Source organism: Bacillus cereus group sp. N21, from assembly GCF_016483395.1.
Classification (GTDB): Bacteria; Bacillota; Bacilli; order Bacillales; family Bacillaceae_G; genus Bacillus_A; species Bacillus_A pseudomycoides.
Map to the genome: position 1 here is coordinate 23676 of NZ_JAEHBX010000049.1, position 15002 is coordinate 38677.

The following is a 15002-nucleotide window of genomic DNA, read 5'->3' on the forward strand; positions in this document are numbered from 1 at the left end:
ATTTCGACATTAAAACAAATAATTTTAGCGACGCTAAGAGCATGTAGTGCAATACAATGTCATTTGTGTTGCATTATATGGAGAAAAACTATTGAAATCGGTCACCAACACAATTTACTTAAAACACGGTTAAAATGACTCAAAAACTTTTAGTATGTTTTTTTCAAAATGGTAGATTCCTATAAGTTCTGTATTACCTTCTGGGTATATTTATATGGTATAAGTTTTATATAAAGATTAGATGCAGATAACATGCATTTGTTTTAAAGATTGTTATCTACAAAAGGAGACACAATATACATTCATTAAAGTGTATGTCTGTTTTTCTCATATCGATGGGATTTCCGTCCGTTTTTCTATAGAAGATTAAACAGATGAAGTGATTATCATTGATAATTTTTTGGTATCTTTTGATAGAGGTTGATAATGTTTGAAGTGGTTATGTGTTAGTGGGCATTATTTAAGTGGTGTTTAAATAATTTGTTTTTTAATTTACAAAAATGGCGTTATACAGTTTTGCTAGTGGAGGGTGTATGTACTAAGATAAAGATACGATACAGTCGCTCCTGGTCCCAGCACATTGTGTAGGGATTTTTTCATAAAGAAAAGACACCCAAATGAATGTCTTTTCTTTAATAATGAAATTCGATAAGTTGTTAGTTTTTTCTGGTGTAATGGGAAGAGTAAACCAAAATTCACTTCCCTGTTTCCCATCTGAGCGATCTCTCACACCAATTTCTCCGTTGTGCATTTCAATTAATGATTTTGTAATGGCGAGTCCGAGACCGGATCCTCCAGATTGTGAACTTCTGGATTGACCTGTTCTAAAAAGGCGTTCAAATACGCGTAATTTCATTTCCTTCATTTGGTTCAAAGCGATACCCTATCCCCCAAACCGTATGAATCCAACGATTCTTTATCGTATGTTTCTCCAGCTTCTCACGTAAACGACTCACTAACACGGTTACCGTGTGTGTAACCCCGTCATATTCAAAATCCCAAATGAGTTCAAGAAGTTGCGAACGAGAAAATACTTGTTTTGGATGCTTTGCCATGACATAAAGTACCTCAAACTCTTTCACTGTTAACTCCACTCTATTTTCACAAACAAGTACACATCTCGTCTTTGGATAAATTTTCAAATCCGGAAATTCTATCACTTCTGATAGGAATTCTTCTTCTTGTATCGGTATCTGATTACCTCTCTTTAGTATAATTTGAACCCTTAATACTAATTCACGAGGTGAAAACGGCTTTGTTACATAATCATCCGCACCAATTGTTAAGCCTAAAATTCGATCTCTTTCCTCGCCTTTAGCAGTTAACATAATTATAGGGACATTTGATTGTTGACGAATTTCCTCGCATAATTCCCAGCCATCTTTTTTCGGCATCATCAGATTTAAAAGAATTAAATCTGGTTGATGAGTAAGAAATAAATCCCAGCCTTCCATTCCATTCATAGCTGTGTATACTTCATATCCTTCTCTTTCTAAGTATCGTTTGCATACTTCTCGAATATTTTCTTCATCTTCTATGATTAAAATTCTTTGTTTCATATATAATCCTCTCTTCTTTTTCATCAATCACAAAAGAAATGTTTCTTTTATCTGCTTTCATCTAATAAATCTATGAAACTTAGATATACAGCTGTTATCACTGATAGTATTGTTAGGTTAGAAGCCAGCACTTTGGTCTTCTATTCACTAAAAATTATTAAAAGCGATTCTATAATCCAGATGGTAGTTTTAACAATTGATTCCTCGTATGTTTAGATACGTTCTGTTTATATACCATTTCTAAAAGAATAAATACTGGAGAATGTTCAGTTTGGGTCGTACTTTCTCTATCACCTCTCCTAGCTCTGTAAAGACTGTATCACGCTGTCCACTTCGTACAGTATGACCACTTTCAGAAGGAGCCGTAGTACTATCACTTACAAACATACCAACTCCTTTTTTCAATGTGGTGTCATTGTTCCAGGAAACGCACTTGTTACCGAATATTCTACTGTTAATAGCGCCATCGCATGGATTGATGAAATTTTCTTTTTTATTTTTCTCCTCGTATACTTTTTCACATCCCATTGGATATATTAATAATATATATCCGTTATATAAAGATGAAATGCAGATTACATGCATTTCATTTAAAGATATAATTGCGAAAAGGGAAAATGATAATTGTATCCAAAACACCTATAAATGTGTATATATAAAATTCTTACCTAATTAACTATATTTACATTCAGTTTATAGAAGTTATAAAAATATGTGATGATAGGTAAAGATAACTATAATTTTTTAACACAAACAAAGTACAGCTATTTCTATAATGGAAAAGTTAAATTTGTATATTTTTTACAAAAATAAGATATAATTATTATTGAAGAGCAATCTGTAAGTCCCATTGAAATATGTGGTAAATTTACATGGGATATGAAATACATATTCGAAAAGAGATAATGCACTTAATAAAAGTGTTCTTATCTCTTTTTTACTTATATGATGTAGCATCAATTGTGAGGACATTAAACGAACATTTGTTTAAAACATTTCGACTCTGAAAGTATAGTACCTAGAATAAGTGCGAAATTTTTTAAAGCATCTAATTTGTTCAATTTCACGTTTATTGTGTATATTTTATATAACAAAGAAGAAGTAGGGGGAAAGAAAAACAAAACTGCACAGATCTTTTATCAAGTAAAAGATCTCCTCTAACACACTGTTTAGTGGTACGTTACAGGAGGCCTTTTATTTCTATAATATAAATATTACACAGATCTTTCAGCAGTCTTATTTTTTTCTGATGTGATGGGAAGAGTAAACCAAAATTCACTTCCCTGTTTTCCACCTGAGCGATTTCTCACACCAATTTCTCCGTTGTGCATTTCAATTAATGATTTTGTAATGGCGAGTCCGAGGCCGGATCCTCCAGATTGTGAACTTCTAGATTGATCTGTTCTAAAAAAGCGTTCAAATACGCGTAATTGGTCATTTGGAGTAATTCCTTCTCCTTCATCACGCAAAATGAATTGGACTTGTTGCTTCTGCTTATTTTCCTCTACAATCAACTCAATTGTTCCGGAGACAGGAGAATATCGAATCGCATTATCTAACAAATTACTGATAACTCGTGCTATTTTACATGGCATGATTAAAAGCCGAGGTAATGTATCAGGAACATGCAATTGTAAATCAATCTGTTTGTTTGCTGATAAGACAGAGTATGACTCAAGTACATCTAATAGGACTTTGTCCATATGTGTGAAACTTGGATGAAAATCTACTTGTCCAAGTTCTAACTTTGAAAGATCAAATAAGTCATTAATTAATCCACTTAATCGTTTTATTTCTTTTAAGGTCGTCGCTAAGTACAGCTTCTTCATTTCAGGATCTTCAATGAGGTCATCTTGTATTGCTTCTATCATTAATTGCATACTAGCCATAGGCGTGCGTAAGTCGTGTGAAATATTCGTAATCAGCTCTTTACGTGCTTTTTCCCCTTCTTCTAACTTAGTAAACCCTTCTTCTAACTTTTTTGCCATCTGTTGAAAGGCTGTTGCTAACTCTTTAAATTCCCGTGGTTCTTGCCCAATTATATACATCGTTTCAAATTGTCTATCACTAAATTGTTTCGTTAATTCCATTAAATTTTTGATAGATCTCATGATAGGGCGTGTCATTAACCAATAAATAAACGTTGAAATCATGAATGCCACAACTGCAATTATTGTTAATAATTTTGTTTGTTCTGGTTCAAGTAACATTTTCGTCTCACTATACCATATAGCAAGTACCATGATGCTCGTACTTAATACATTCATCAGTAACAATTGAATACGTAATCTCATGTTTCATTTCCTCCATTTGGCTCAAAACGATATCCTATGCCCCAAATCGTATGAATCCAACGATTCTTTATCGTATGTTTCTCTAGCTTGTCACGTAAACGACTCACTACCACGGTGACTGTGTTTGTAATCCCTTCATGTTCAGTACCCCAAATGAGTTCAAGAAGTTGTGAGCGAGACAAAACTTGTTTTGGATGCTTTGCCATGAGATAAAGTACCTCAAACTCTTTCGCCGTTAACTCCACTTTATTTTCACAAACCAATACACATCTCGTCTTTGGATAAATTTTTAAATCTGGAAATTCTATTACTTCTGATAGGGATTCTTTTGCTTGTATCGGTATCTGATTGCCTCTTCTTAGTATAATTCGAACCCTTAGTACTAATTCACGAGGTGAAAACGGCTTTGTTACATAATCATCCGCTCCAATTCCAATTGTTAAGCCTAAAATTCGATCTCTTTCCTCTCCTTTGGCCATTAACATAATAATAGGGACATTTGATTGTTGACGAATTTCCTCGCATAATTCCCAGCCATTTTTTTCGGCATTATCAAATCTAAAACAATTAAATCTGGTTGATGACTATGAAATACATCCCAGCCTTCTACTCCATTCGTAGCTGTATATACTTCATATCCTTCTCTTTCTAAGTACCGTTTGCATACTTCTCGAATATTTTCTTCATCTTCTACGATTAAAATTCTTTTTTTCATCTGTAATCATCTCTTCTTTTCACCAATAATACAAAAGGTTCTCTTATATGCTTTCATCTAATACATATATAATTCGGATATAAAGATGTAATGACTAATCGTATATCTAAATCAGAATCCTACACTTTGGTCTTATGGTCACTAAAAATGATTAAAAACCCCAATATAATCCATATGATATTTTTAGCATTTGATTACTTATATGACTAGATAAGCACTTAAAATAGTAGTATCCAAATCATATAAATTGAAAATTTAAATCAGATTTTTATTACGGAGATTACTTATTTATCCTGTCAAGATTGATTTTATTATGCATCTGTTTTCCAAAATCTTTATAGTAAAACCCACTGCTTTAGCTATGGGTTTTTACATACATTATTACAAGTACAAACGAATGAAGGATACATTAAAAGGAATGAGTTCAATATCGAACTCATTCCCTATTAGCAGCCTACATTCTTGTGTCTAACTTTTTGGATTCCGTTCATTACCGGTGTTTTTTAAAACTTTGCAACAAAACCGTTCCCTTTTACTTAGCTCTGGATAGAGACCATGTATTAAACTGACCATTACCATATTTCACATAATCAACTGTATAATCCACCTTTATATCTTGACCATCAGATTGTATTTTCCAACGCTTCTGGTTATATACATGATTAAATTTAAAAGTACTTGCATTTTGTTTTTTGTCTAAATGGATATAACCATCTTGAAGTTTTAAATATGAATAGTCTGAATAAATACTCTTTTGGAATTTAATGAATACCTCTTCATCTTTTTTGATTGGTTGTCCAGGTTTAGGCTGTCCTACTCTTTCAATAATTACATTAACTTTTTCATCACTAGATCTCTCACTCCAAAGGTATTCCCACTTATTATGGGCGTGGTGACTTCCCCAATAAGCTCCACCATCAGCGGATATAGTATAAGGAGCTCCCTCTACAACAAGTTCACCTGAATCATCTGCCACATAATTTTCAAATTCTTTATTATATTTAACAACGCTATCAATCTTGGTTGTAGGACTTAGATTTTGTGCGTCATTGATTTCAAATGTAACTGGTTCTGACAGGAGAATTTTAGATTCAATAGGATGTATATTTTCTCTAGACTCATATGTGTATCCATTCTGACGTTTAACTAGTGTTGATGGTCTTAAAGTACTATCTTTCGCTTTATAAGTAGTAGGGATTTCTTTGCTCACCCCAAATAAACCAGGTACGATTGATGCACGAATCTTTTTCGCAACAGGATCATAACTACTTTCTACTAATGTTGGTTGCTGTAGTTTTTCAAAAGCACCGTGTACAGCGTCTTTATGTAAATAACCGCGATCGTCCTTCCCTGTTTTTAAATCGTTCAATCTTTCATCTGAAACCACTGATACTTGATTATTGCTTTTAGCTTTGTTTACAATATACTTTACTTTATTCGTATCTATATTGATATGTTGAAGAACTTCGTTATAGGATAAAACTTGCTTATCAGCAAGGGATTTGTCTTTAGGCGTATATACCTTAAACTTTGGTATATTCCCTATATCTGTTTCTAGTTGTTCTGTAGCTGCATTTACTCTAGCTTCAATTCTCCCCGAATCTCCTACGCTCATAAATTGTCCATCTTTTTCAATAGATACATCCATTGTACTCGTAGGTAAAACCTCAACTGAAAGAAGTTCCCCTTGTTCAACAGCTTTTAATTCATCCAATGATAAGACAATATTCGCATCCGCTTGTCCATCTAAACTGTCGATTACTACTTCTGTTGTATTTCTTCCACCTTTTTCTGTACTTAATTGGTTTGCCTTATAACGATCTTGTGTTGCTTTTACCGTATTAATAATTTTATTTCCTAGACGAATGTTGAAATGTGGTGAAACATTTTCAGCTCCTGCTGTACCTACATTTTTATATTCTAGATGCACACGTACTTTTGCTGCTTTCGCTGTATCAACAGTTTTCGCGGTAGACCAATCAAAATTATTTGTATAACTCTCCGTTTCAGTAGTTGTTTTTGAATATCCATATCCTACATTTAATGAGGCACTCCCAGTAGGAACAGGACCGGCTGGTGAACCCGTTGCACCACCTTCAACACCTGCTCCAATATTAAACGAGTGTTGTGTCGCTACACTTTTTTCCCATCCTCTACTGATCGATCCGCCGTTATTATCCGTAATGGCTGCAATAGGAATCACTTCAATTCGTTTGACACCAATTTGTAAATTTGGCATATTGGCAACTATCGGATTGAAATTAGTTTCAGAATCATTATCATACTGCTCAACCTCATACATATCATCAAACGGATCCCCATCCGTATTTGCACTCATAGGATTCGATATAAATTTGAGCTTCCCTTGATCTTTCTCTGGGTCCCATGCTTTTGCTTCCTTTTTTCCGGTTTGTTGATTGAACTCAATTTTATATCCATTAATCTCTAAGTCGTTAGAAATACCATCTTTGTCCCAATCGTTGTTTGTCATTTCAATTTTTTGTGTAATGAGTGTACCTGTTTCCCCATCAGATCCGAGCATGAAATTCTTATCTTCTTTTTTTGCATTTGCATCCTCTTTGAATATTTCAACTGTACTTCCTGCATTCGGCTGCTTTACGTCTGCTAAAGCAGGGGATGCTATAGTCAGTGCCATCGTTACACTACCTAATACACTAAGTGCTGGTTTCAATTTCTTCATCGCTATTTTTCCTCCTTGTTTTCTAGGTGAGTTCGAACACCTACTAGTAAGATTAACTTCATCATATCTAACATATCTCTCATTTCTCTCTCATAAATGTTACAAAACTCTTACAGAGGCTTTAATGGGTACACAATTTGTTTTTTATTCTATTTAAATATCTGACGGACTAGAGCACGAACCGTCTTACTACCCCTTTATGGAACAGTAATCAAAGATTCAAAATAGGAGAGTAGAATATGAGAAAAATAGGTTACGTACGAGTAAGTTCTGTTGATCAGAACCCAAAGAGACAATTACAACAAATGAAGGAAATTATCAAGGACGAGTTAAAAAATATCATGAAAAGCATGCTGGAATGAATTATGCACTTAAGCTGTATGAAGAAGGAAATATGACAGTGAAACAAATTTGTGAAATTACGAGTGTATCTAGATCTTCTTTATATAGGAAGATACACGATTTAAAATAAGTGGTTTGATTATATCCTGACATATATTCCCTACTAAAAAGTATCTTCAATTATTATTCTGAAGAGACTTTTTAAGTTTTTGTAACAGGACCGTATCCATTATATGACCACTTTGTAAATAGAATTGCAGGAAAGAAATAGCCCCCTCCGACATGCTGTACCTAATTATATAGGGTGATTTTTTAACATTACATCATTGTAATGTTTATGTAAGGAGAATCAATAGTTAGTACGATTTCTCAATGCTATAGTAACAAAGTACTTTCATTCGTAAAGTTAAATTTACGCTTTTTCTGCTAGTAGGCCTTATAAAACTGTCATGTTATGTAGGAAGCATTGATAGTGGCAAGAGTAGAGATTATAGAATGAAAATAGGGAATAGATGAAATGAGGAATAGAAATGAAGACAGTATTAGAGGCGAAACAGATTAAAAAAGTATACGACACAGGTGGAAATAAATTTGAAGCGTTAAAAGGTATTAACTTGCAAGTAAAAGAGGGCGAGTTTGTTGGCATTATGGGACCTTCTGGTTCTGGTAAAACGACTCTTTTAAATGTTCTTTCTACGATTGATAATGCGACGAACGGTGAAATTTTAATTGAGGGAAAAGATATTGTGAAAATGAATGATGATAAGTTGGCATTATTCCGCCGTAATCATTTAGGATTCATTTTCCAAGATTATAACCTATTAGATACGTTAACGGTGAAAGAGAATATTGCTTTACCTCTTGCGTTATCAAAGGTGAAGGCAAGTGAAATTGATCGCCGCGTTCTTGAAATTGCGAAGAAATTTGGTATTGATCATATTTTAAATCAGTTCCCCTATCAAGTATCTGGTGGACAGAAACAGCGCTGTGCAGCTTCGCGTGCAATCTTTACGAATCCGAGTATGGTTTTTGGAGACGAGCCAACAGGAGCACTTGATTCAAAATCAGCAACAGATTTATTAGAAAGTATGAAGTCGTTAAATGAGTATGATAATTCAACCATTTTAATGGTAACGCATGACGCTTTTGCAGCAAGTTACTGCAAGCGAGTTATCTTCATTAAGGATGGCGAGCTATATAAAGAATTACATCGCGGGGAATTAACTCGTAAACAATTCTTCCAACAAGTAGTCGACGTAATGTCCGCAATTTCTGGGGGTATGGCAGATGACATTATCTAGTATTGCTCTCCGCAACATACAGCGGAACTTTAAAGATTACTTTTTATACTTTGCATCTATGATCTTTAGCATCGTTATGTATTTTACATTTAAGGCACTTCAGTACAATTCACAAATGGAAAAAGCCGCGGAAGGCTCCAAGAAAATTAGTGGGGGATTCCAAGCTTCAAGTGTGATGCTTATTATTTTCGTAGCGGTATTTATTATATACTCTAACGGATTCTTTACACGTAAGCGTAAAAAAGAAGTTGGATTATATTCTTTATTAGGTATTCGTAAAAGACAAATTGGTAAAATGTTGTTTTATGAAAATATGTTAATGGGATTAATGTCATTAGTAATTGGAATTGCGATTGGGAGTGTACTTTCAAAATTATTCCTTGAACTACTAGTAAGTATGATGGGATTAAACTTAAATGTTCACTTTGAAGTACCGAAGTCCGCGATTGTGGATACAGCAATTATCTTTTTTGTGATTATATTGTACACATCACTTCAAGGATATCGTTTAATTTACCGCTTTAAACTGATTGAGCTTTTCCATGCGGAACGTGAAGGAGAAGCAATGCCAAAAGGGTCAGTGATTATGGCGTTGATCTCAGTATTTTTAATTAGTTCAGGTTATTTCTTATCACTGATGTATGATAAAGCAATTAAGTATGCGGACTTTATGATAGTTGCACTGTATATTTTACTTGCGACAGTATTAGGAACGTACTTACTATTTATGTTCTTTACTGTATTTGTGTTGAAACGTGCAAGACATAATAAATCATCTTTCTATAATAGCATGAACATAGTGACGACATCACAGTTACTATATCGTATTAAAGGAAATGCGAAGTCACTTGCGACAATTGCGATATTAAGTGCAGTAACATTAACAGCAGTTGGTACATCTGTAACGCTGTATTACAATACGTTTAAACAAGTGAGAGCCTTTGCACCATACAGTTATTCTTACGAGAAAAAAGATGCGGTACTTGATCAGAAAGTAAATATGATTTTGGATGAAGAGAAACAGAGTCATCCTGTAACGAACCAATTCGAAATAGAAATGGTTCCTGTGAAAGGGAAGTTTGAAGGCAAAAAAGTAGATATGGGTAGGAATAAACAGGATTCAGTTACCAAGGAATATCAGCTTGTATCGCAATCAGCATTTAATCAAATAGCAAAGAAAATGGATGTAGATGCAGTAAATTTAGCTGATGATGAAGCTTTTGTATATGATGGTTTGTATATTGAAGGTCATGAATTTAGTCCGGTATATAAAGGGAACAAAGCTGCATTCCCAATAGGAAATGAAACAAAAGCATTGACGATTAAAGGTGCTGAAGGGCGTACTCTAACGAACTTAGGTGAATTATTCGTTGTTGTACCAGATCAAGTATATAACAGTGCAAAAAAAGTATCTGAGACACGCATTGTTAAAAATATCGATGTAAAAGATGAAAAGAATGGTAAAGTACTAACGGAGAAATTAAGGAAAGCGATGCCAGTTGGAGCTGGGGAAACAGAATTTAAACAACCTTTCAATGATTTTTACACTGGTTTCCACGAGATGCTGGAAGCAACAGGGTTAATGATGTTTATCGGTCTCTTCTTAGGTCTAGTGTTCTTACTAGCAACAGGTTCTATCATTTACTTCAAACAATTAACAGAAGCAAGTGCAGACCGCAATCGCTATATAGTACTCCGCAAAGTTGGAGTTACAAACAAAGAAATGAAAAAGGCGATTGCAAAACAAGTAAGCTTTATCTTCGCGATTCCATTAGTAGTAGGAATCTGCCACAGCTTATTTGCATTAAATGGATTAAAGACAGTAATGCCAAATGAAATTCTGATTCCATTACTAATGAGTATCGGTGTGTATAGCGTTATTTATATCGGATATTACATCTTAACAGTTCGTTCTTATTATAAGATTGTGAGCGCGAAGTAATGAATCGGACAGCTATCGCTATAAGCGGTAGCTGTTTTTTTATGGGAATCTTATAAAAGTATAATATTTATGTAAGAGAAGTAGAGAGTACTCAACAAATTAAGAGAAAACGGATTTTATAAATATATTCTTGTCTCCTATTGACCAAGTTAGTAGAGATCCAATATAGAAATATCCCCACTATCTAAATAAATGTTTTATTGCTTCAAGTTGTATTTTATGACTACATTCGTCACAGCAATATTTACCTTCTTGATTTTTCTTAAATTGATTATATTTTCTAGTTCCTTCATATACCCGAAATACATTTTTACAACAAAAACAAATAACCTCATAAAATATCATGTATATCCCTCACCAGAACTTCCACCAAGATTTCTTCTTCTCTTTTGCAGCCGCAACTTCCGCATGATATATTCCTGCATTAATCGCTTTGTCTCCTGGATCTCGCGTAATGTTTTCATAAGATTCTCGTTGGAGGACTTCAACATACTTTCTCAGTGTGCTGTCCCTCACTTCTAAGCGACTATAGACCTCTTTAGCGGTATAAACAATTTCCAAATCCGACATAGCGCTACAACACCTCCTAGGAAACAATATTCCATGGTGTTTTATAAATTTCTGCAAAGAAAAAAGCCCTACATTTGTAGGACTAAATAGCTTTTGCGGCTCTGTTGCAAAGTTTTCGAAACTCAAGTACACTTTGCAACAGAACCATAAAATCACTTTCCATATATTTATCTTATTATATATATCTTTCAATTTACTTTTATAAATGTTACAAAAATCTTTCAAAGGTCTGACGTATTTGCTGATGAAACTAACAAACAAGGAAACCCGCATATTCATTAGATTTATAGTTAATCTTTTTAAATAAATATATAAATTATATATTTATGTAATATTTCATAAAACATTTGTTGTTTATTCTATTATAATATTCAAGGGTAGTAGACGAAATGCAACATAATAATTTATCAGACGGAGAGAGAATAATCATATGTATCCAAAATTCATTGACAAAATGGCGTTTTCGAAGGCGCATAAAGAGTTATTAATTAAACTGTATAATAAAGAAATTTCAAGAAGCGAGTATAATCAATTGGTAGATGCTTTTTATCGTCCACAACAAAAGTAAATATGAAGTAAGTGTTTATGGTTCTATGTCTTTTATAGCAACGAAGTTCATTTTTATCATTTTTGGGGCAAGCTGTTCTGTTAGGTTGATGGGCATGTGGCGGTACCACACATCCATCAACTTAAGAATATTTACTACCCATTATTGTTAAAAACGTTATTCTTTCTAGATTAATAAGAAAGGATAACACACAAAAAGTAGCCCTAAAATATACACCACTCATGTAGTATATTTTAGGACTACTTGACGTTTACTATACCTCCTTATTAAGAAAGGATTAGGTTTCAACACCTAACCCTTTTCATACGTTTATTTTTGTTTTACGAAACGGTATGTTTGGAAATTCTCGCCATCAAACAGTTGCATTTTATTATCTCCAAAGTTTTGGACTTTTAATGCTATAATATGTCTTTCTGAATCAATAGGTTTTCCCTCTGCATATGCTTGTTTAATAGTTAACATTAATTCAGAAGAGTCTTTACGGTATACCCAAGTCCCTGTTACATAATTCTTTTTACTAGGATACTCGGCTCTTGCATAAGTTTCAAATGTGTTACCTTTAAAGATAAATGTAGGTATAAATTTACCCTCTTTTTCAAAACCCCAACTACCTTCAAACTCTTTACCTTCTTTTGTTGTGTTTTTCTTAACAGCATCTATGTCAATACCGGCTTTTCTATCTAAATCTTTTAAATCTTGTTCAGTTACCGTACCGTCACCTTCACTTACTGTTTTCCTAGTACCGATTGATTTCTTATCGTTAATAACGTTCTCGAACTTTGACCAACACTCTTTTGCTTTTTTCAGTTCTTCATCAGACTCTTTTACCATCGCTAAATGTGATGATGTAGTTTTGTCTTTAGCACTATATATTTTCTTATTGAGTTCAAATGATTTTTTAAAGTGATTCATTGATTCTGCTACGTTTTTATGTACATCTTCATACTCACTAGGAGGTTCGATATTTAAGACCTTATCAGTTACCGTTATTAAACCGTCAAGTTGACTTTGTAGTGTTTCTAAGGAACTATCTTGAGTACTTTTTCTTGCAGGGAGGTTTAGTATCCGTTCGTGTTCTGTATACTTCCTATTAAAATCTAGACAAAGTTCATAGACTTTGTTAGGGTAGTCCTCTTTTGAAAGCTTTACTTTCTTATTTTCTTGTTTTGCTTCAACTTTTGACTTATTATCAGTCGATGCTTTATCTACCCCACCACATCCCGCTAATAGCATGATAGGGATTGCTACCGATAGTACTTTGTTTCGTTTCATAGCTTACTAGTCCCCCTTTTGGCATGATACATTTATTTTTGCTTTACTAACCTAATATTATCTTTTGCCTTACCGTCATTTAATTCAAGCTTACCGTTTTCTTGAAAAACATATATAGATTTTGCAATAACGGTAAATGAACAGACTTCGTTTATAACACCATCAAATCCTTTAAGTGGTATTACGTTGACTTATAAGGGGCACACATCCTAAAACGAAATGCTTACTATGATTATTTAATAAATACTTTCATAATTCGATCTGCGGAGGCTGTATCTAAACGCCATTGATTTTTTCCGTGTTTCAGCATAGTAATTTTAACTGTTTCTTCCGTATCACCAGGTCTTGCTTCTGGTATTAACTGTACTGCATAATCGAATAATTTCTTCGTCAACTCCTCTTTGGTGATATTTGGATTTTGATTTGCGATTGTCATCGCTTCACTTTGAAATCTAGATTTCAACTCGTTCAACATAATTGGTTTCGCTTTTAGTTCAACTTGAGCTCTATCTCCATCTAGGGATACTACCTTCGTTTCAAATTTCACATTTTTTTGGAATGCTGTTTTTAAAGTTTTATAGTAATTTAACATCCCTTGCTCATCGATTTGATTGTTAAACATTCTTTCATTTGTTCTTTTAAAAGAAGATTCTACTTCTTTCACAAACGCAGTACCATCTTCGCCTGATAAATCATTAATTTTGTTAGAATCTTTATCATAGAAGGCTGCATTTAAATATGCGGTCAAAGCCTCAGCAGGTCTTTGTAGCTCTTTTGCTTTTTCCGCCAATTCTTTTCCTTGGATTTTAAATGAAATTTTCTCTTCTTTTTCTTTTTTCGGATCCATAATGTACTTTTTATAAACCAATTCATAAGAAGACGAATCTTTCACATCATAATAAATGGTTCCAGATACTTTTTTCCCGCTATCGACATCTCCTCCTTTTAACTCATTTGGATCTGACGTATAATAAAGGTTCGTTTTTTCATCTTTTTGGTATAGTGAAAAATCTTGTGGCAACATTTTAATTACCTTATCACCTTTATTTTTCAAACTCACCTTCACCTTTAAAACTCTGTCATTTGTTTGCTTCGCAAATTGTCCTGGTAAGACAAATTCCACACTTTCTAATTTCAGCTCAATATTTTGTGTTTTTCCTGTATCCCCAACTCCATATACCTTATTCTCTTTTACTTCCGTTGAGCTTTTGGATGAATCGCAACCACTTACAAAACCTACTGTAAGAATAGCTGCAAAACAAACACTCATAAACTGCTTAATCTTCATACTGCATTTCCACCTTTCTCCTTAACAACTTTAAGATTTTTTCTCAACATTCCCATTTTATAACAAAGTCGAAAGATTTGTACATATCCTAACATTCTCTTTTCGTTAAAGATTAATATTAGGAGATTATGTTTGTCCTCGCTGATTATTAGCCTTCTGAACCGAACTTTTACGAACAGTTGGTTCCTCTTGTATCTCTTTGAAGACTGCTGTGAAATTCTTAATTTGAAATAAACAAAGGAGTGCTTATTTCTATAAAATAAGCACTCCTTTCATTTGTAAACGTCAAGTAACTTTAATAGATGTTTTTCCATAAAAAAACCTCCACATGTAGTATGTAAGGAGATTATCTCATGGGTTATTTTCAAATGGCAGGTGGGGAATAGTCGAGTAGGCCCAGGGGATTTCACCCTGAGCCTCTCACAGAACCGAACGTGAAAGTCTCCCTTC

Annotated in this window: 10 protein-coding genes and 6 pseudogenes; 5 read left to right on the forward strand and 11 right to left on the reverse strand. The window is 33.7% G+C overall.

The annotated features are described in order from the left end of the window. Positions 1-661: 661 nt before the first annotated feature. The 6 genes and pseudogenes from JDS96_RS32325 to JDS96_RS21990 all read right to left on the reverse strand — a co-directional run. A pseudogene (locus JDS96_RS32325) lies at positions 662-853 on the reverse strand (ATP-binding protein); the annotation flags it as partial. Beyond that, positions 837-1559 (reverse strand): response regulator transcription factor, encoded by a 723-nt coding sequence (locus tag JDS96_RS21970; RefSeq protein ID WP_199668034.1) that lies wholly within the window; start codon positions 1557-1559, stop codon positions 837-839. The pseudogene JDS96_RS32325 and the gene JDS96_RS21970, both read right to left, overlap by 17 nt. Before the next feature lie 282 nt (positions 1560-1841). Next, positions 1842-1976: pseudogene (locus JDS96_RS21975) on the reverse strand (class D sortase); the annotation flags it as partial. A 797-nt stretch (positions 1977-2773) separates the two neighbouring features. Further along, positions 2774-3853 (reverse strand): sensor histidine kinase, encoded by a 1080-nt coding sequence (locus JDS96_RS21980; protein ID WP_199668035.1) that lies wholly within the window; start codon positions 3851-3853, stop codon positions 2774-2776. After that, a pseudogene (locus tag JDS96_RS21985) lies at positions 3850-4568 on the reverse strand (response regulator transcription factor). Before JDS96_RS21985 ends, JDS96_RS21980 begins: the two are co-directional and overlap by 4 nt. 532 nt (positions 4569-5100) lie before the next feature. Beyond that, entirely contained in the window at positions 5101-7269 is a 2169-nt protein-coding gene (locus JDS96_RS21990; RefSeq protein WP_199668036.1) for a binary toxin-like calcium binding domain-containing protein, read from the reverse strand. 239 nt (positions 7270-7508) lie between these two features. Here JDS96_RS21990 and JDS96_RS32870 point away from each other — a divergent pair, with 239 nt between their 5' ends. From JDS96_RS32870 to JDS96_RS22005, 4 genes and pseudogenes are all read left to right on the forward strand, one after another. Continuing rightward, positions 7509-7631 (forward strand): recombinase family protein, encoded by a 123-nt coding sequence (locus JDS96_RS32870; protein ID WP_003202762.1) that lies wholly within the window; start codon positions 7509-7511, stop codon positions 7629-7631. Next, positions 7577-7741, forward strand: a pseudogene (locus tag JDS96_RS21995) (helix-turn-helix domain-containing protein); the annotation flags it as partial. The gene JDS96_RS32870 and the pseudogene JDS96_RS21995, both read left to right, overlap by 55 nt. 400 nt (positions 7742-8141) lie before the next feature. Continuing rightward, entirely contained in the window at positions 8142-8912 is a 771-nt protein-coding gene (locus JDS96_RS22000) for an ABC transporter ATP-binding protein (protein WP_199668037.1), read from the forward strand. Further along, complete coding sequence (locus JDS96_RS22005; RefSeq protein ID WP_199668038.1) at positions 8899-10854, forward strand: ABC transporter permease; 1956 nt, start codon at positions 8899-8901, stop codon at positions 10852-10854. Before JDS96_RS22000 ends, JDS96_RS22005 begins: the two co-directional genes overlap by 14 nt. Positions 10855-11034: 180 nt before the next feature. Here the strand turns inward: JDS96_RS22005 and JDS96_RS22010 are convergent, their stop codons facing one another. From JDS96_RS22010 to JDS96_RS33490, 3 genes and pseudogenes are all read right to left on the reverse strand, one after another. Beyond that, entirely contained in the window at positions 11035-11199 is a 165-nt protein-coding gene (locus tag JDS96_RS22010) for a DUF2197 domain-containing protein (RefSeq protein ID WP_199668039.1), read from the reverse strand. A 9-nt stretch (positions 11200-11208) separates the two neighbouring features. After that, positions 11209-11327 (reverse strand): annotated as a pseudogene (locus JDS96_RS32330) (DUF3967 domain-containing protein); the annotation flags it as partial. Beyond that, positions 11314-11424, reverse strand: a pseudogene (locus tag JDS96_RS33490) (DUF3967 domain-containing protein); the annotation flags it as partial. The pseudogenes JDS96_RS32330 and JDS96_RS33490, both read right to left, overlap by 14 nt. Before the next feature lie 430 nt (positions 11425-11854). Between JDS96_RS33490 and JDS96_RS22020 the strand changes: the two are divergent. After that, the gene (locus JDS96_RS22020) at positions 11855-11992 is read left to right on the forward strand and encodes a hypothetical protein (RefSeq protein WP_003202758.1); all 138 of its coding nucleotides are present in this window, start codon (positions 11855-11857) and stop codon (positions 11990-11992) included. 309 nt (positions 11993-12301) lie between these two features. Here the strand turns inward: JDS96_RS22020 and JDS96_RS22025 are convergent, their stop codons facing one another. Together JDS96_RS22025 and JDS96_RS22030 are read right to left on the reverse strand one after the other, a co-directional pair. After that, entirely contained in the window at positions 12302-13264 is a 963-nt protein-coding gene (locus JDS96_RS22025) for a DUF3994 domain-containing protein (RefSeq protein ID WP_199668040.1), read from the reverse strand. A 232-nt stretch (positions 13265-13496) separates the two neighbouring features. Then, positions 13497-14552, reverse strand: coding sequence for a DUF5105 domain-containing protein (locus JDS96_RS22030; protein WP_199668041.1), 1056 nt, complete (start codon positions 14550-14552; stop codon positions 13497-13499). Positions 14553-15002 lie beyond the last annotated feature (450 nt).